The 19,065-nt window shown below is 53.0% G+C and carries 14 protein-coding genes; all 14 read right to left on the bottom strand.

Annotation, left to right across the window (positions count from 1 at the left end):
- Positions 1–88 precede the first annotated feature (88 nt).
- A complete protein-coding gene (locus JW799_RS04740) occupies positions 89–853 on the bottom strand; it encodes a ComF family protein (RefSeq protein ID WP_205428850.1) in 765 nt (254 codons plus the stop codon).
- The gene (locus tag JW799_RS04745; RefSeq protein ID WP_338026217.1) at positions 843–3,107 is read right to left on the bottom strand and encodes an ATP-dependent helicase ComFA; all 2,265 of its coding nucleotides are present in this window, start codon (positions 3,105–3,107) and stop codon (positions 843–845) included. The genes JW799_RS04740 and JW799_RS04745 overlap by 11 nt, the downstream gene beginning before the upstream one ends.
- A gap of 22 nt (positions 3,108–3,129) precedes the next feature.
- Positions 3,130–3,543, bottom strand: coding sequence for a hypothetical protein (locus tag JW799_RS04750; RefSeq protein WP_080832524.1), 414 nt, complete (start codon positions 3,541–3,543; stop codon positions 3,130–3,132).
- 396 nt (positions 3,544–3,939) lie between these two features.
- The gene (locus JW799_RS04755; protein ID WP_205428851.1) at positions 3,940–5,571 is read right to left on the bottom strand and encodes a hypothetical protein; all 1,632 of its coding nucleotides are present in this window, start codon (positions 5,569–5,571) and stop codon (positions 3,940–3,942) included.
- A gap of 158 nt (positions 5,572–5,729) precedes the next feature.
- Entirely contained in the window at positions 5,730–6,158 is a 429-nt protein-coding gene (locus JW799_RS04760) for a hypothetical protein (RefSeq protein WP_080832526.1), read from the bottom strand.
- 695 nt (positions 6,159–6,853) lie between these two features.
- Complete coding sequence (locus JW799_RS04765) at positions 6,854–7,576, bottom strand: response regulator (RefSeq protein WP_080832528.1); 723 nt, start codon at positions 7,574–7,576, stop codon at positions 6,854–6,856.
- Positions 7,566–8,750, bottom strand: a complete 1,185-nt coding sequence (locus JW799_RS04770; protein ID WP_420830675.1) for a sensor histidine kinase — start codon at positions 8,748–8,750, stop codon at positions 7,566–7,568. Before JW799_RS04770 ends, JW799_RS04765 begins: the two co-directional genes overlap by 11 nt.
- Before the next feature lie 154 nt (positions 8,751–8,904).
- The gene (locus tag JW799_RS04775) at positions 8,905–11,607 is read right to left on the bottom strand and encodes a stalk domain-containing protein (RefSeq protein ID WP_205428855.1); all 2,703 of its coding nucleotides are present in this window, start codon (positions 11,605–11,607) and stop codon (positions 8,905–8,907) included.
- Positions 11,608–11,803: 196 nt separating this feature from the next.
- Complete coding sequence (locus JW799_RS28300) at positions 11,804–13,285, bottom strand: sugar phosphate nucleotidyltransferase (RefSeq protein WP_240353146.1); 1,482 nt, start codon at positions 13,283–13,285, stop codon at positions 11,804–11,806.
- A gap of 165 nt (positions 13,286–13,450) precedes the next feature.
- Positions 13,451–14,446: a copper amine oxidase N-terminal domain-containing protein gene (locus JW799_RS04790; RefSeq protein WP_205428857.1), complete on the bottom strand. Its 996-nt coding sequence runs from the start codon at positions 14,444–14,446 to the stop codon at positions 13,451–13,453.
- A gap of 20 nt (positions 14,447–14,466) precedes the next feature.
- Positions 14,467–15,171, bottom strand: a complete 705-nt coding sequence (locus JW799_RS04795; protein WP_205428859.1) for a hypothetical protein — start codon at positions 15,169–15,171, stop codon at positions 14,467–14,469.
- A 53-nt stretch (positions 15,172–15,224) separates the two neighbouring features.
- Entirely contained in the window at positions 15,225–16,322 is a 1,098-nt protein-coding gene (glf, locus tag JW799_RS04800; protein ID WP_205428861.1) for a UDP-galactopyranose mutase, read from the bottom strand.
- A gap of 6 nt (positions 16,323–16,328) precedes the next feature.
- Complete coding sequence (locus JW799_RS29510) at positions 16,329–17,768, bottom strand: oligosaccharide flippase family protein (RefSeq protein WP_205428863.1); 1,440 nt, start codon at positions 17,766–17,768, stop codon at positions 16,329–16,331.
- 37 nt (positions 17,769–17,805) lie between these two features.
- Complete coding sequence (locus tag JW799_RS04810; RefSeq protein WP_205428866.1) at positions 17,806–19,062, bottom strand: oligosaccharide repeat unit polymerase; 1,257 nt, start codon at positions 19,060–19,062, stop codon at positions 17,806–17,808.
- Positions 19,063–19,065: the final 3 nt, after the last annotated feature.

The following is a 19,065-nucleotide window of genomic DNA, read 5'->3' on the forward strand; positions in this document are numbered from 1 at the left end:
CTCCAGTCTGAGCCGACAACCAAGCGACAGCAAACGCCGCCCCTCGACATAACGTTTATACTAAATATTGCAAGAAACAAGCGGAATGTCAAGAACGGGCCAAAAGAACCCCGTACACCTCGCAAGCGGGGAACGAACGGCGAATGACATAGGCGCATTCGTTCATGGTGCTTCCGGTCGTATAAATATCGTCGACAAGCAGCACCCGCTTCGGCTCCCGGCCCTCTAACCCGCTCAGGGAAACGTCGACGGCGAAGCTTCCCTTCATATTTTCAAGGCGGCCGCCCCGGCCTATGAAGCTCATTTTGCTCGTATGGCGGATGCGGCGAAGCAGCGGAACATAAGGAACCCGGTACCAGTCGCAAATGCGCGCGGCCAGGCGCTCCGCCTGATTGAACCCCCGCTCGAGCAGCCGCTCCTCGGCTAGAGGCACGGCGGTCACCGCATCGAATGCGAGCCGTCCGATCATGCGCTCGGCCGGCATGGCGAGCATGGCCGCAAGGACCGGCTCCAGCCTTTCCAGTCCCCGATACTTGTACTGGGCGAGCCAATGCCGCATTGCCGGGTCGTAACGTACCGCCTCGCGGCAGCAGCGAAAATGGCGGTTCGTCCGGCGCAGGCAATCGCCGCAGCGCTCCGGGCGTCCGCATACGAGGCAAGCCGCCTCGTCGATCCAAGGGATGCGCCCGGCGCATTCGCCGCAGAGAGAGGACAAGATCGTTCTCGGCGTTTCATGGCGGATCGATACCGGAAGGGCGGCGGAACCGTTACGGAGCTGCCGCTCGCACACCGGGCAGCAGCCGTTGTCCGGGCCGAACAACCGATAAATGCGTTCGAGCCACTCAATCTTCATCCTTCGCCGTCCGGATATAGCCGAGCTTGCGGGCCAACCGATTCATGGCCTGAATTTGCGATTCCGCGCGATGCTGGGAGCGAGTGGCATAGGCGGAGCAGAAATACACGCGCCCCTTCGGATCTTCTCCCGACCGCCCGGCCCGGCCGGCCATCTGCACGAGCGCCGCTTCGTCGAACATCGCGTGGTGCGCGTCGAGGATGCAAACGTCGCTGCGCGGAACCGTCACGCCCCGCTCCAATATCGTCGTCGTCACGAGCACGCGGAACGACCGATTGCGGAATTCCGTTACTTTGCCGGAACGCTCCGCGTCTTTGGACGATGTGCCGCCGATCGCCTCCGGGGCGATTCCCCATTCTCCGGCATGGCGCCTCAGCAAGGAAACGACCGGATCGACATGCCGAATGTACGGGACAAAAACGAACAATTGAGCCCCCCGCCGTACCGATTCGTCAGCCAACCTCTTGAGCGATGCGGGAACTTGTCCCCTTCCGATCCACTTATAAATGGGCGGAACGTTCAGCCGAACCGGCACCGGAAGCGGATGACGATGGAAACGGACGGGCACCCGAGCGCACGGCAAGCCGCCCCTCTTTACTTCGCGCTGCATCGACGCGGGAGGCGTCGCGCTCAGGAACACCGTCGAGCCGTCCGCGCGGCGGGCTTTCTCCGCGGCATAATGCAGCATCGGATCGTTATGGTAGGGAAACGCGTCGAGCTCGTCGACCAGCACGAGGTCGAACGCTTCCTGGAACCGCAGCAGCTGATGCGTCGTGGCCAACGTCAATGGCGCGTTCGTCCACCGGTCTTCGCTGCCCCCGTACAGCACGGCAAGACCGACGTCGGGAAAAGCTTTGGCCAGCCGAGGCGCAAGCTCAAGCACCACGTCCCGCCGCGGCGTCGCCACCAGCGTCCTGCCCCCGCGGTCGAGCACTTCCTGCAGCAGCGGGAAGATCATCTCGGTCTTGCCCGCCCCGGTTACGGCCCAGAGAAGAAACCTGCGGCTTTGCGTTCGATTGGACCGACGGAACGCGCGCGGCAGCAGGCGATTTAAACTGTTAAGCGGTTCCCCCGGACCATCGCCGCGCAAAAAACGCACGGCAGCCTCGGACGCGCGAAGCTGCGCCGGACTGAGTCCCCATCGGTCGACGAACAACGGGGCGCGCTCTCCATCGACCGGCCGGGAGAATACGCTAAAGTCCGTAGACCCGCTTAGCGATCGGGGCCTTCCATCCGCAGGCAATGGACGACCGGATACCGAGGCGGAAGGTTGCTCACGTTCAGCTCGTCTCGGCAAGCCAAGAACGAGCAGCCCGCACTCGCGGCTGCGCCCCATCGCAATGCACGCCTCGCATACGGCGCACGCGGCGCTGCCGCAAGAAGCGCATGCCGTGCGGCGCATCCGCTCTTCGCCGCTGCCGCAGCGCCGGCAGCGCAGCTTCGCTCGCCTCCCGGCGCCGCTCTCCATCGCGGCGGCAAGCCGCGCCTCGCCGGCCAACGCGGCGAACTGCAGCAAAAACAGCCCCGTCCCGCTGTCCTCCATGCCCAGCAAGCCGATCGCCTCGTCGAGCAGCAGCGAGCGCCCGGCCAGCTTGCGGCCGGCTTCTCTAGCCGCACTCCTCCATGCAGCCCCTTCACCCGCCGAAACCCCTCTGCCTCGCGCAACAGCAGGCCGAAGCGAATCGTCGGCCCGGTTCCCGATCGCTTGATGCGCCGACTCCTGCATGCCCGTCCAGTCCGACAAATCCGGCAAAGCCGGCAAACCCGACAAGCCCGGCAAATCCGCAACCCGAACCGTTTCCAGCAAAAAGCTGCCGCCCGGACCGCCTATCGAACCCCAAAATGCATCCCTTGCCGTACTGCCTGCCGCTTCGCCAGGTCCGGACGACCGGGAAGGAGAGAAGCCCGGGCGACGGACCGCCGAATGAACGCCGGACGCTCCCCTTCGCATTCCGGCAGCGCCTGACAAGCGGTTTCTCCTCTCCCGTGAGAGCCCTTTGCGAACAGCCTCCGCCGTCTCCAGCAGAAGGCCGCCCGCATCGCCCGGCCCGATCTTCCCGCCAAGCCTCGCCTTCAGACTGTCGCAAACGATAACCGCCTCGGACAGCGGCAGCTCCAGGCGAAGCCGAACCAGGCTGCGCGCCTTATGCGCTTCAGTCGCCGAAGTCGCCGCATGGCCTGCCCAAAACGCCAGATCCGCCTCCCAACTAACGGTCCATTGCGGATAAGCGCAACCGTCGTTCGCAAGCGCCACATAAACTGAAGCTCGGATAAAATCACGCCCCTTCCCGGCTGCGCCGCCGTTCCCCCAAGCCGTTGAGCTGATCGTTCATCTGTCCGCGCAGCAAAAAAAATTCCTTCGCAAGCGAGCTCGACAAGCTGAAAAGCCGATGCGTATCGAGCGATAAAGCCTCCAGCTTGCCGTCCAGCTCTTCCTGCCCCCGAATGCCGGCATTGACCCGCTTCTCCAGAGTCTCCAGACGCACGTCCTGGCTGTGCAGAGCGATTTCCATCCCCTCCAGCCGGACGCAAATTTCCTCCAGCACGCGGATCGCCCGATCTGCCGTCTCCGCCCTCGCCGTCTCCGCCCTCGCCATCTCCGCCCTCGTCGACTCCGCCCTCGCCGTCTCCGCTGCCCGACCGCTCCGGTCCGTCCGCGACATCTTCGCGACCTTGTCCATCTCGTACATCCTCATCCTCCTCTTCCCTGTTAACTCTCTCAACCGCGCGCACGGGAAAAAGACAACAAAAAAACACACCCGAACGCGCCATACGCTCGCAGGTGTGCTTCACCCGTATCGATGCAATTTACCCTATCATTATATTCCAACTCGCACTCCGAAGCAATCACATTGCGTCATAACCTGGCTCAAACATCGAATGTTTAGGAAAGTGTTGTTCAAAGGAAGGATGGGACAATCCTTCGAACCGTCCCGCCCTTGTTTGTTCTGCTTCGTTATCGGTGGTCTTTATTTTTTCTTAAGCTTGGTCGATAAGAGGTACCGCATAAAAAATGCGAATCCCGTTTTCCTGCGCGTACCATACGACCTTATCGCCGATGACGATCGGATTGCAACGTGACAGCGCTAAGCGCTCGACCGTTTGAATGCCGCCGGAAGGCCGCCCCCCTTATCCAAAAACACATACTTCAAATCGCTTCGACGGTTCTGCGAGTAAAGCTCGCCAAATTTATCGAACTCCTGCCATAGCACGATGTGCTTGTCATCGTTTACTCTGACCAATCGAGGAATCGACGCGAGCTTGTCGCTGTCGATATATTCGGCAATCGTAACAACTTTAACTTCGTTCCCGTTCAAGTTGTTTTTCGGGACGGCGGCGATTAGGATATCTCGTTGATCTCTTTCCAGGCCTTTCATCTCGAAAGACGTATACTCGGTGACCAAAGCGTGGTCGATCGTGTTCATCGCAACGATATAGTGCGAAGACGACTCCGCAAAGCCTCCGACGGATACGCCGGTCATATTCGCCCCGATTTTTCCCGGAATCTCAAACATATCGACCTCCCTGTACGACACCCCGTTTCCTTTTTGCAAAACGATCGAACGCGGGTAGGCGTCGCCATGGTCGAGTAGTACGTGCTCGTTTCCATCAAATAATACATATTGATCAAAAGAATGGCTCACATGATTTGGCTGAAATTTTCCCAAACTATTGGTTACGGACATCGTCGACGTATCGATCATAATCGTCAGTTGGGATTGATGATTCAAGCCGTCTTCCGTCATATACCGCTGGCGAGAAGTATGGAAAACAAGCGTATTTCCGGATTCCGCCATCCTTCCTGAACCATGCGCAAAAGGAATCGTGGTATAGCTTGCTCCGCCCTGAATCGATACGCTGTCTATGCGGTTGAATTCTTTGTCATATCGTACGATTCGGATCACTTCTGCTTCATCGTTTTCCTCGGGGTTTTCCTGACCGTAAGCGATGTAATGATAGCTTTTCCCGCTGTAAAAGCCGCCGAACAATGGAAGTTCAGGGGGAATCTTCTTGCTGGAAATTAACTGAAAATCCTCATCATATGTGTCGATTACGATCTCGTCGTTCGCTTCAATGACGCTAAAGGTCCCGTCGTCGTTGCGAATCAAATTGGAGGTTAAGGGGCTCTGCCATCTCGGGTAATAGGGGGTCAGGATATTGTCAGCAACATTCCCTGCCGCCTTCACCCGATGTGCATTTTCCGGAAGCCGCGAATAAATGTGGATTTCATCTGATTCCTCGCTGAATTCAACGTCAAAATGGGCATACGCGCCCAAATCTCTCAACTTGAAATAATTGCTGCCGTCAATTACGTAGGCTATCGGCGCAACCGGCTCGCCGTCAACGATCAACTTTGATGTTCCAGGTTGGGCCGTATATTCAATAGAGGGAGCGTAGTAATAAGTATATGCTCCCGATTTTTGCTCGGTATAAGGCTTGTCCGTTATGAACTCTACCGCGTTGCCTTTAGCGTTCCAAATCACATCGAACCCGCTTGGCGTTTCCGACAGCGCCTCGGCAACATCGCGCAGCTTGAAATAGGTGCTACCCCCAATGGTAAAACCCGTCAATCGCGCTTCCCGGCCATCGACGTAAATACGGCTTTCCGATACGTTGGCCGGAACCGGATTACCGGTATTCGCGGTTGCGTTCAAAGCCGGTGTACCCATAAAAAGAGCGAGGAGCAAGCCAAGCAACTTTCTCAGCAACTGTTTCATAAAGTTCACCATCCGAGTGCTTTGGAATAGATTCTCCTCTCATGTATCGGCTTGTCCGTCTCCAAACTTTACATGAGTCACAAACCGTCATAAATCCGCGCAGACAAAAAAGGAGGACGTTTTGCCCTCCCCGAAGTTTTTGCAATAAATGCTGTTTCCTAACGCTGAGGCAATCTTGCATGTTCAAGGTCATCAAGGTCGATCCACACGACAATGCGATTCCCCTGACCGGTCCGCAAAGGCTCCGTTCCCGTTCTCCATGCCTCAATGTCCGCCGGCTCCCCAGGACGATAAGGTACAACCGCAAGCTCTCCTTGCTCCCGCGAAGCCAACAGAGATGCAATCTTCCCTGTTTCGTCCGCTGACAAAGCCTTCATAGCAACCGTTATGGCGATATCCTCACCAGTCCATCGCGAGAATCCCCGCAGCTTCCGAATATAGCCTTCGATCTGCATTTGATGATTGCCGGCAACGAGCACGAAATGCCGCCCTCCGGCCGATTCCTTGCTCATGCGGGAGATTCGCCAATGGACGCAGTAGGCCGCAGCCGCATAAGCGGCGACGATCCATACCAAATCGATCATCATGATGTCCGCCTCCCCGCGAAATAACGATTCGCTCCTACGACAGCATATGCTGCGCGGAAGGCGCAGGTTCCGGGCTTCGGCGGCAGGTCGATCTTTTGAGACGCTTTCCGATCAAAAACAGCAGCAAGCATGCAGGTGCTTGACAGACTTCCTGGCGAATTTCCTGGCGTTTTTCGCGGATTGAGCGGGGGGACGCTGAATTGCGTAGGTTTATGAAGGATTGAATGGGAGGGGGATCGCCGGATAACGCGAGATTGCATAGGAATTGCACAGGATTGAGAGGGATGGCGTTGGGTTCGGCGAGGCTTGGTTGGAATTTTTCCAACCAAAATCGACTTTTTTGCGAAAAGATTGGGCTTCGTTGGATTTTGTCCAATCTGGCGAGGCCTTTCCCGCGTTTTTGCCCAAATTCCAAATTGCTCGTTGGATAAAATCCACTCAAGGCAACGGTCTCGGCGTTTTCCGCCCCCTTGATTGGACAAAATCCAGTGTAGCTCCCTCCGCCATCCCCTGATCCCTCGCATACGAATTTGCCCCCACCGCCGTCCCGCAAGCTTCCGTACGCGCTCATAGCCAGGCGAAAACCTTAAACATTCCGACATGCCAAAAAAACCGCCGAAGGCAAAGGCGGTTTCCCGAACGTCCTTATGTAATTTCGCTGCTCGAAAGCCGAATTCCCGCTCCGGCCTTACGGCTCAAAGCGTAACCCAGCCGAACTTGATCGAATTGATGACGGCTTGCGTCCGGTCGTCCACTTCCATCTTCTGCAGAATGCTGCTGACGTGGTTTTTGACCGTTTTTTCGCTGATGAACAAATTTTCCCCGATCGACTTGTTGCTCTTGCCCTCCGCCATCAGGCGCAGCACTTCCGCCTCCCGGCGCGTCAGCGGGTTGTTGCCGTTCGGAACGAACTTCGTCACCGTCTCCCGGCTGGCCGCGGCGCCCGAGGTCGCGCCGATTTCGTCGAGATACGTCATTCGGCGCAGCTGGTTGATCAGCTTGCCCGTCACCTTCGGGTGAATGTAAGCGTGGCCGACCGCAACCGTGCGAATGGCGTTGACGAGCGCTTCGGCCTCCATGTCCTTGAGCAGATAGCCGGAGGCGCCTTTGCGCAGCGTTTCGAAGACGTAGCTCTCGTCGTCATGGATCGACAGAATGATGACCTTGATATCGGGAAAAATATCCCGCAGCCGCTCCGTCGCCACCACGCCGTTTTCGACCGGCATGTTGATGTCGAGCAGCACGACGTCCGGCTTGATCTGGTTGCAGAACTCCAGCACCTGAATGCCGTCGCCGCACTCCCCGATCACTTCCAGATCGGATTCCATGTTTAAAATCCGTTTCAGGCCTTCCCGAAACAGCTGGTGGTCGTCTGCAAGCAGCACCTTGATTTTGCGATTTTGCGATTTATTCTCCATTATAGCCCAACTCCTTTCGCAGCTCTGCCTGGTTTGGAACTTCTATGGTGACCGTAGTGCCCTGTCCGACGCCGGAGGCGAAGGTGATTTTCCCCTGGAGCAGCTCGACCCGTTCCTTCATCCCGATCAGTCCGAATTTGGAATGGCTTCGCGCGCGCGCCTCCGTAACGTCGACATGGAACCCGACCCCATTGTCCCGAATCGTAAGTCGTATGTTCTCCTCCAAAAAAACGATCTCGAGCGTCACAAGCGACGCCTCCGCATGTTTGTAGGCGTTGCCGAACGCTTCCTGCACGAGCCGGAACATCGCGGCTTCGAGCGCGGATGACATGCGCTTTTCCTTCCCGACGACATCGAACTTGGTCCGAATCGAGGTCCGTTCCTCAAAATCCTGAACGAATTTGCGAAGCGTGGGGACCAGACCGAGATCGTCGAGCGCCATCGGGCGGAGGTTGAAAATGATTTTGCGAATTTCCCCCAAATCGTTGCGGATTTGCTTCTTCAACTCGATTAATTCGCCGCGCACGACCTCCAATTCCTGCGTCCCGAGCATTCTTTCCGCGATTTCGGTACGCAGCACCAAATTGGCGAGCGATTGGGCGGGGCCGTCGTGAATTTCCCGCGCGATCCGCTTGCGTTCCTCTTCCTGGGCCAAAATGATTTTCAGCCCGATCAGCTGCCGGTTTTTGCTCGATTCCAAAATGCGCGTCACCTGAGACAAATCCCCGGACAAATAATCCAGCACGACGTTCATCTGCGAGCCGATGGCCTCGGCCCGCTCGATGGAACGTTCGACGTTGCGCACGCGAACCTGAAGCTCGCCGCGCCGCTTTTTCAAATAGCTTTCCTTCTCCCTGTACACCATTAAATCCAGCTGCAGGTTGGTCGCCGTCTCGTAGGCGGACTTGATGTCCTTCTCGGAGTACCGCAAAAAGTCGCGGCTGACTTCCGTAAGCCGGATGCGCGCGAGCCGGTAATCCCGCTCCAGCCGGTCGACCGTCTCGATCGTCGTCCCCGTCTCCGCGAGCACCCGCTCCAGCTCCCGCTCCAGCGATTCCAGCTCCCGCCTTGCCGCCTCGCATATTTCAAACACTTGCATCTTGCTGTCTTCCATCACCTTGACGGCGTTCTGGATGACAAGATCGATTTGGTCCACGCTGTCCACGTATTCGATTCCCCCTGCATCATCCCCGACAACTGCATATGCCGATCGCCCGGCTTTCCGCCCGGCGGTCCGCACGCTCTCTTAAACTCGGAAAAGGGGCCCGTTTCCATCATATCACATTTTATACTGTTAGAAACCCGAATATGGGACTTTGGACCGAAGATTAATGAATTGTAATGCTGTTGTCGTCCGCTTTCCAGTCGACCGTCTGGCCCAGCTGCTCCGAAATGACGCGCAGCGGAACGAGCACCCGGCCGCTGCGAACGAGCGGTTGCGTCTCGGAAGCGACCCGAACGCCGTTCACGATCATATCGGGTTTGTTCAGCCACAGCTCCAGCATTTTGTCGCCGCGGAGCACGGTCACCCGCTTCGCCGTCCCTTCCCAGTCGGCGCTTCCGCCGAGCGCGTCCGACACGAAGCGGAGCGGCACGTACGTCGTGCCGTCCAGCGCGATCGGAGCGGCGTCAAGCGTGGCGGCCTTGCCGTTCACCGTCGCCTGCTTGCTGTTCAGCGTAAGCTTGACGCTTGCCGAGCTGCCGGCGGCCGCGCCGGTCGCCCCGAGCAGCTTCAGGTTGTCGAACGCGACTTCGCCCGTCAGCGCCCGTTCGTCCTGCTCCTCCTCTAGGTTGACGACGTACAGCTTCGTCAGCTTCGCCGGATACGCCAGGCCCGCCGAAGCCAGATCGGCCTTGATCGTCTTCCAGCCGGTCCAGTCGATCGCCGAAGCCAGCGTCACGAGGCCTTCCTTGCCGTTCGCGTCGACGAACGTCGCGCGCAGCCAGTTGTAGCTGCCGTCGCCCAGCACGTCGAGCGTCAGCGAGCTCGGGCTGCCGTCGACGGTAATGCCGGCGCCGTCGTTAAGCACCGCGTAGGCGAACCGGCTGCCGGTTCCGTTCGTGAAGTCGTACTTCAGGCTGAGCACCTGCGACGTTTCGCGGCCGGCCATGCCGGTGACGAGCGAGACGGAGCCTTCCGTCTCGTTCGGAAGCCGGCTGAAGCCGATGTTGTACGCGACGCTGTCGAAGTTCTCCAGCGTCCTCTCGGCGCCGGCGGTGAGCGCCACGACCGTCGAGAACCCGTCGTAACGGGCGATCGCGTACCCGATCTTCGTATTTTCGCCGACGCTTTGAATCGCGATATTGCCGTTCGAGGCCGTCGCGGTAAAACCGCGGAACTCCCACTTCAGCGCCGATGCCGGAACCGTCGCCGTCGTGCCGTCTTTGAGCTTCGCCTTCACCGTGACCGCGACCGTCGTGCCGGCCGCCAGCACGTTCGTGCTCGGCTCCGCGGTCAGGCGGTCGATCTGGTCGCCGCCGACGACCTGAACGTCGACCGTGTTGCTGGCTTCGCCCGCTTTGACCGTGATCGTGCCGCTGCCGGGCTTGGCCGCCGTGAACACGCCGTCCTTGAACGTGCCGATGCTGCCGGCCGCCGACCACGCCGGCGTCAGTCCGGCCGGATCGATCGGGTTGTAGTACGTATCGTAAGCCTTGAGCGAGTAGGTCGCCTGCTGGCCGATGAACAACGTCTTGGCTCCGCTTGCGACGATGCCTTTGACCGAGCCTTGCGGCGCCAGCGAGAATACGCCGATGCCGTTCGCCACAAGCCGCTGCGTCGTGCCGTAAGAGGTCGGGTGCGCAAGCGTGACGTCGAATTCCCCGAGAGGCCGCGTCACCATCGTCGTCGAGCCGCCGCCGTCCAGGTTGACGGCCTTGTACACGCCGAGCTGGAGCAAAATCTGCTGCAGCGCGCTCAGCGTCACGCCCGCCGTCTTCGTGTCGTCGTTTTCCTCCACGGTCACGAGGTATGCCGTCTTCCCGTCCGCCGAATACCCGACCGCGGTGCGCGCCCGGTTCGCGTTGCCGCTAAGCCCGCTGATCTCCCGCGAGAACGTCGCGGCTTTGCCGCCGTCGACGAGAATCGTATGCCCGCTCACCATCATCTGGAACGAAGTCGGGTCATAGGTCTGTCCGCTCGTCTGCGACACGAGGCTGTAGGTAGACGTTACCTTTTGCCCGACGGTCAGGCTGTTTTTGATAAAATCGGCCGCCGCCTTGTGCCCGCGCAGGATGTAGCCGTTCGCCGGAATCGGGGTCGCGATCTGCGTATCGACCGCGATTTCCGTCACGACGCCGTCCACGACGAGCGCTTCGGTCGGCGTCGTCGCGCTGTTTTTCGGGCGTTCCGTTCCCGTCCAGGCGCTCGTGTACATGTACAAAGCGTTGGCGTGGCTGAACCCGTTGTCCGGTTCCGTGCGGTACGCGCTCTGGTTGATGCCGCTAAGCGGGAACGAACTGCCGTCGACGGACACCGTGCCGGTGAACGAAAACCGGTCGATGATCGGCTTTTTGTCCTTGGTCAGGCCGAATGCGTACATGCCCGTAAGCTGGGACGTGCTGGACAGCAGCTGTCCGCTCGTAATTTGCGCCCCCATCGGCGCGCCTTCGCTCGAGCTGGACGTGTTGAACAGGTCGCCGTTGACGCCGGCCACCGCTCCCGTTTCCTTCGCCATGGCGGTGACGGACTGCCGCGCCGTGACGCTGCCGCCTTTGCCTCCGAGCGCATTGAGCTGGACGTAAGGGTTCGTAAGGTCGATTGCGAGGACGTGAATGTTTTCGGTCGTTTTCGCGGCGTCCGAGGGGACCCATTGGTAATCGATTTGCCGCGCTCCGCTCGTGACGATCGTCTCCGATTGCTTGACGAGCTTGTACGTAACCGCGGCCTTCGCCGTCGTCGCGGCTGCCGCGATCGGCGGCTTGGCGAACGGCCAGGCCGGCCCGAAAACGGCGGACAGCGCGATAGCCCCGGACAGAACGGGGATCCAAATTTTCCGATACGGTTTCCAATTTGTCGATTGTACTGGCATTTCGTTCTCCCATGCTGAAAAATGTACTCGAAAGACCCTGGACTTTCCGCCCACTTCTCTCTATTAATGTAGACTCCGCTTAGATCAAAAAGTTACATCCGATCATAGATTTAGATGAAAATATTTTGCATGAAAAAGAAAAGCTATCTCCGTTTGCGCGTTTTTACGGAGATAGCCTCGCGCGGATCTCGCATGGTTACTTTACATAGCGCTTCAAGATTTCGTCCCAATCGGTATGAAGCCGGACGATGTCCTCGTCGATAATCTCGCTTCCGTTCTGTACCTCGATGAACTCCAGATCGGCGATCGCCCGGATCCCGTGCCTGGCGCCGACCGGAATGTGCAGCACGTCGCCGGCCGCGACCCGCCGGATCTTGCCTTCCAGGGCAAAATCGCCCGTCCCTTTGATGATCGTCCACACCTCGTTGCGCTTGCCGTGGTAGTGGTAGCTCAAATTTTTCCCCGCCGCGATGCCGACCCGCTTCGTCAGCACCTCGTACTCGTCGTCCGTCACCGCATAGTCCAAAATTTTGTACCAGCCCCATCGCCGCTCCTCGTACATCGGACGCCGGACGAAATCGACGACGTCCTTGATGCGCGGGCTCGCGTCTTTGTCCGAGACGAGAATGCCGTCCGGGCTGGCGGCCACGACGACGTTGCGGAGGCCGAGCGCGACGATCGGAATGTCCAGCTCGTTCACGACATGGGTATTGGCGCTCTGCGCGTCGATTTTCCCCTTGCCGGTCAAATGCTCGGACAGCTCCTCCGTCAGCGTGTTCCACGTGCCGAGGTCCTTCCATTCCCCTTCGTACGGCACGACGACGATCCGGCTGCTCTTCTCGACCACCTCGTAGTCGAAGCTGATTTTCGGCAGCCGCTTGTAGTGACGGGCAAGCTCGGCAAAATCGAGCGGCATTTCCTTCTCGCGCAAAATGTCCATCAGCTTGCCCAGCTTGAACGCGAACACGCCGCAGTTCCACAGCGCGCCTTCCGCGATCAGCTCGGCCGCCTTCGCCTGGCTCGGCTTCTCCTGGAAGCGGCTGACGGAGGCGTAGGGGGCGTGCGGCCGAACCGTGCTAACGCCGGTCGGACTGCCGGCAGCCGGCCGGGAATCGCCGAACCTCAACTCCGATCGGACAGAGACATTCTCTTGCGAACGAAGGTCCGGGATCGCGCGCTCGTCGCCGGATTCGTCCGGGACGATGTAGCCGTACTTCTCCGATGGGAACGTCGGCTTGACGCCCATCAGCGCAAGCTCCGCCTCCGAACGGTTCAGCGCCTCGTCCAGCAGCTTCAACCGTTCAAAATAAGCCTCGTCCACGTACGGATCTACCGGTAGCACGATAACAGTTTCGTCGGGTCCGGCTTTTTGCACCGAATGCAGGTAAGCGGCCGCGAGCGCGACGGCGGGAAACGTATCCCTTCGCTCCGGCTCCACGATGAGCGGCACCTCCGAGTCCAGCTGGCTGTGAATCATCTCGACCTGGGACTTGCTCGTCGCGATAAACGTGGAGTCCGCCAGCCCGACGTTTTTCAACTGCCCCCATACCCGCTGAATCATGGAAATCTTCGGTTCGTCCGCGCCGCCCAGCACCTTCAAAAACTGCTTGGACCGCGAGTCGCTCGAAAGCGGCCACAGCCTCTTGCCGGAGCCTCCCGAGAGGAGTACGAGCTTCATAGGGTTACCTCACCTTAAAATGAAGTTCGAATCGACGATCGATCCTGATCAATCCCGCCACCTCTATATATACTTTTCCGGAGCGCCCCTTTATGATTTCGAAGCGAAAAAAAGCTATCCGGACCCGAAAAGCTTCGGACCGGATAGCTTGTCATTTGTTTATGATTACATTAGCGATTCAGCCAATTCTCTCAAAGCGTTAATTTCCGACTCGAATTCGCTGCGATATGTTGTAAGAATATCGGTGCTGAATCCGCCCGCCTTCAGTTGCGCCTCGGTATCGCTCACGATCGATTCGAACTGAGCCGTGCAGGACGCGAGCTTCGCTTCTCCTTGCGCGATAAGCGCGGCTTGCTTCTCCGGATCGGACTCCAGAATATATTGGGCGCCAAGGCTCACCGCCGTGTTCTTGCACTCCGTCTTCAGGTTCGTGAGCTTCGTATACGCAGCCGCCTCGATTTCGGCCTGCGTTTGCGCTCCCGTGCCGCCTCCGGCTCCGCCGCTGCCGCCGGACGTACCGCCGCCGGAACCGCCCGTGCTGCCGCCGCCCGTCGAACCGGAACCTGCATTGCCGCCGCTGCCGCCGGTTCCGCTCCCGCCTTGCTGAGCTTCGCGGTAGGCCTTGGACTCGCCGCTGACCGTCTTCGTCGCCGAATCCCAGTTAATCGTCGTTCCGACCGACTCCGACATGAAACGGACCGGAACGTAAATCGTTCCATCCTTCGCAAAAACTTGCTGACCGGCCGGCAGCTGCTTCGCCGTTCCGTCAAAAACCAGCTTCGCGCTCGTCGGCGTCACCTTAATCGTCGTCGCCATGGCCGCCGGCATCTTCGCAGCCGCCGCCGCATCCGCCAAATATTGCTTCAGCACGGCTGCTTCGGACGCCGAAGGCTCCGACACCGTTACCGTTTTCGTCGCATTGTCCCAAGCCACGCTCTTTTGCAGCGCGTATGCTACGAACCGAAGCGGTATGTACACGCGCTGCTCATGCGCGAACGCCGCCTGTCCGGACGGCAACGCCAGCTCCTGGCCGTCAAACTTCATCTTTGCCATGATCGTGCTTACCGTCGTACTGGCCGTGGCGGCGAAAGCCGAAAACGGCGTCACAACCGCCATTGCCCCTACCATTGCCGTCGCCAGCATCATTTTAAATTTCTTCATCGTATGCACCTGCTTTTCGTTTAGTTGCCCAAGTCTTCTTTGAGAGAATCCTCGTAGCTTTTGCCTTGGCTAAGCCCGTATTTTTGGGCGATCGCAATAAGTTCGTTGTACTCGTCCTCGGACAGCTTTTCGAGAATGAGCGCTTTGGCTTCCTTCTTTTTCTCGACGGTCAGTCCGCCGCTTGCAAGCTGCTGCAGTGTCTTGATGTCACTAGTGCTGAGCTTCGAAAGCATAATCGTCATGACCTTGGTTTTCTCCGAAAAGGAAATGTTCTCTTGAACCTCCTCCGCCTTGTCCACCGAAATTTCGGGATTATAGGTGGACGTAGGAGACGGCGATGGAGAAGCCGAAGGCGGCGATGCGGGAGGCGCGCTTCCTTCCGATGTCCCTTTGTTATCCCCTGAAGCTTGATCGGCTTGTCGGGATTTGCCTGTATCGGTTCCATCGGATGGTGAGGCAGGTTGCTCCGAGCCCTTCGGCGTAGACGACGGCGATGCAGGAGCTTCGCTTGAAGCAGGCGATGAATCAGGATCGCTAGAAGGCGAAGCGCTGCTTTCCGCATCCGGGCTCGCCGAATCGGTTTGGGAGGAAGAGGAGTCTAGCGGCTCTCCAACTGGTTCAACTAAGGAATTTAACACCTTATCTGCAGCATAGTTTATCGCAAAGTAACCACCTATGCCAACAATTAGAATAAGCGCGCCTAAAATCGACCCGATCCATATCAAGAATTTTTTCCATGACTTCCTTCTCACCAAAACCACCCCAGAACTTCAATTTATTATCGAAACTCATTTTGTACTATCTCCAAAGCACGTTTAATTACTTTGTCCATGTCATAGTATTTGTAGTCTGCAAGTCTACCTCCAAAAATAACGTTCCGCTCATTTTTTGCTAGTTCTAAATACTTTTGATAAACCGAATTATTTTTTTCATCATTAATTGGATAATAGGGTTCATCCTCTTTACCGCAATCCTGAGGATACTCTCTAGTAATAACCGTTTTGGGCTGCTCACCGAATTCAAAATGCTTATGTTCGATAATTCTAGTAAACGGTGTCTCGTTATCCGTATAGTTAACCACAGCATTGCCCTGGTAATTTTCGCAATCTAAAATTTCATGATCAAACTTTAGACTTCTATATTCCAATGAACCATACTTATAGTCAAAATACTGATCTATCATACCTGTAAAAACCGTTTTATTCGCCAACTTCACTAACTCATTTTTGTCTTTAAAAAAGTCGACATTTAGTCTAACGTCAATACCTTTAAGTAATTTCTCAATAATTACATTATACCCACCAATCGGAATCCCTTGGTAACGATCATTAAAGTAATTGTTATCATAACGGAAGCGTACTGGTAATCTTTTTATTATAAATGCTGGCAAATCCACTGCTCGCCTATTCCATTGTTTTTCGGTGTATCCTTTAATCAATTTATAGTAAATATCTTTTCCAACCAAACTCAGCGCTTGCTCTTCTAAATTTGCAGGTTCCTGAATATTAAGTTCCTCTATTTGCGATGCAATCTTAGCTTTTGCTTCATTCGGAGTTTTGGTTCCCCACAATTGGTAAAAAGTATTCATATTAAAGGGTAGGTTATACACTTCTCCCTTGTAATTTGCAACTGGCGAATTAATATAATGATTAAATTCAGCAAATTGGTTTACATATTCCCAAACTTCTTTGTCGCTCGTATGAAAAATATGCGCTCCATATTTATGTACGTTTATACCTTCAACATTTTCACAAAAAATATTTCCCCCTACATGGGAGCGTTTATCAATAACTAGACAATTTTTCCCCCGTTTAGTGGCTTCATAAGCAAAAATGCTACCGAATGGGCCCGCGCCTACGATTAAGTAATCATACATTTTGTTTTATTTCCACCTTTTTTTTAGTACTTTATTGATTGCTTGAAGTAAAAATTGATCACGAATCAAGTAAAGAATTGTGAAGTAAAATAAAAAACCAAAAATAATTTGAATGATATTTGTTACTGGTGCTGGAAACTGTGAATAGAAACCAATTACAAATACAAGAATCCCCATAAGAACCGATAATGCACCGTATTTTAACAACAACTTTAAAATTGTCTGGTGATTGATATATCCTTTAACGTAAACTAGCATTATTACTGCTACGACTAGCTCTGCTAAAAGAGTAGCGAATGCAGTCCCCCTGCTCCCAAATGTATTTACTAATAATAAGTTAATAATAATGCTAACGAGCGCCCCAACACTTACCGATATTGTAAATTTGTTTTGTTGATTTGTTGGAATAAGAATCTGCATACCAAATAAATTGGACAACCCAACAAAAACAATGATAGGACTCATTAGTATAATTAAGTCCCCTACAGATTCGAAACCATTTCCAAAAAACCATTCCGTGAATAAATGTGCTATTCCAGCTAATCCCGTTGCAATCGGTAAAGAAACAATTAAAATTAATCTACCAACTATTTTACTGTAGTGTGTAATTTTATCCAAATTTCCCTGAGTAAATTCAGCTGCTATTCTTGGAAGCATGACAGTACTAATTGATGTTATAAGTGCCAATGAAACTTTCACTATTTTTAATGCTTGATCATAGTAGGCAACTTCAACTTCAGACGACAACAGCCCTAAAATTACCCTATCTAAAATGACGTAGATCTGAATAATAAGTTGCGGTAAAAATAAAAAGAGAATCGCTTTACTATGTTTCCACGGGTTAATTTCCATAAATTTGGGCGGACTGACATATTTAAATATCTGTAACCACATTAATAATTGTCCAAGTGCAACTGTACCGCTAGAAATTATTACGTATAATATTAAATCTTCCATATCATTGACTAACAAGAATATCAATGAAACTGACAAGATTCTGACTACCGCATTTCTAATAACTACTTTCTTTAGTTCTTCAATTCCAATAAAAAACCAAGAAATATCCAATAACGAAGAAAACAATAAGATTGTTTGTAACAAGAAAATTAGTTTAAATTCTTTTACAAATAGTATAGCAAAAACGACATAAGCAAAAATAAAAACCAACGATGAAATGAACTGAATACAATAAACTTCCCAAAAATTCTTCGATAGTTCAGATTTCCCCTTCGTTTTAGAAGCGGCCATTTGTTTATTCCCATACAAAGGGATTCCTAATACTGCAAATATCATAAATACTTGTACTATTGAGTTAGAGTATGCCTGAATACCAATTCCTTCAGGCCCTATCACTCTTGATATATAAGGCATGGTGACCAGTGGTAATATCAAGATTAATACTTGATAACAAGAATTAAAAATATAATTGGAAACTAGTTTACTCACTGAAATTCCCCACTGTTCAAATTCAATAACAACAAACTTAATTTACGAGTAACTTTTTTCTTCTCTTAGATTTGATTAGTATCAATACGACCCATGGAACAATAAACATTGAACTAAATGAAAATTGCATTGTTAAAAAGAGTAACAAAACAAAACTCGTTAATGAGAAAACTAATATATCATCTTTAAATTTATTTCCAAATTTAATTACAAGAAAAACTATTGAGAGGAAGCATATCAAGCCCAAAACTATCCCAAAATTCGCTATACTTTCATCGAGAAGACTTGTTGTCATTTGCCATCCTAAATTCTCTGCAGAGAATAACCCTAATGAGGCTGACGTAACATATACACCATAAGGGTAGGGTTTATTTTGCCATTTCTCCCGGGGAATAAAAAAAGCAATATTATATAAGAAACTTTGTCCTCTATACTCAAGAATTCTTTTCTCTCCCGAATGCAATTCTTTATAAATAGCCATTTTTACATTATGGTCTCGTGAATAATCAATTCGAAATTGTAAGTATTCATTTTCACCGAATTTATCCAATTGGTACGAACTCTCAAGATAAGAAGAATATAAAGAATTAAAGATTAATATAATCCCAATTGATACAATGGAAATACCAATGGTCAAAATTTTATTTTTGTAATGTAAATAGAATTTGAAAATTAGAAGTGCAAAAAACAAAAATACTACGAGTCTTTTCCCATTCATGTATAAACCAACAAAAATTGATAGATATACAACCCACGAAATATAAATATGCCGCTTCGGTGTAATTATTAAGTAAACCATACCACTCAATACTGAAATAATTGTTGTATTTAAAAAAAGCTTATACAAACCATATATTTCATCGTTGGTTTTAGATAGGCCAATCAGAGAAGCATATTTAAATGAGGGTATCTTATCAATATAAATAATTAACAAAACTAAAGGTAATATTGAAATAAGAACCAGTAATAATTTTAAATAAAAATTCCCCTTAAACATAAAGCTAATTTGGAACTCTTTCTTATAATAAAATAAGACAATAAAAACAAACATATTAATGAGATTAAAAGCTAAATTAGTTACAGTATCATAACTTGATATCTCATATATAAATTGGGACCGTGTTGAGTAACTAGCTATTCCGATAAATGTATCTAAAATAAGTGGAAATGTGAAAATTGCATAGTAGACTAATAAAACTATAAAGTTATATGAAAACTGCTTTTTTAAAAATACTTTATGTAAAATTATAAGCACTATTAAACTTTGAAATAACCCAAATACTATATTAAACAATGA

Source organism: Cohnella algarum (genome assembly GCF_016937515.1).
Classification (GTDB): domain Bacteria; phylum Bacillota; class Bacilli; order Paenibacillales; family Paenibacillaceae; genus Cohnella; species Cohnella algarum.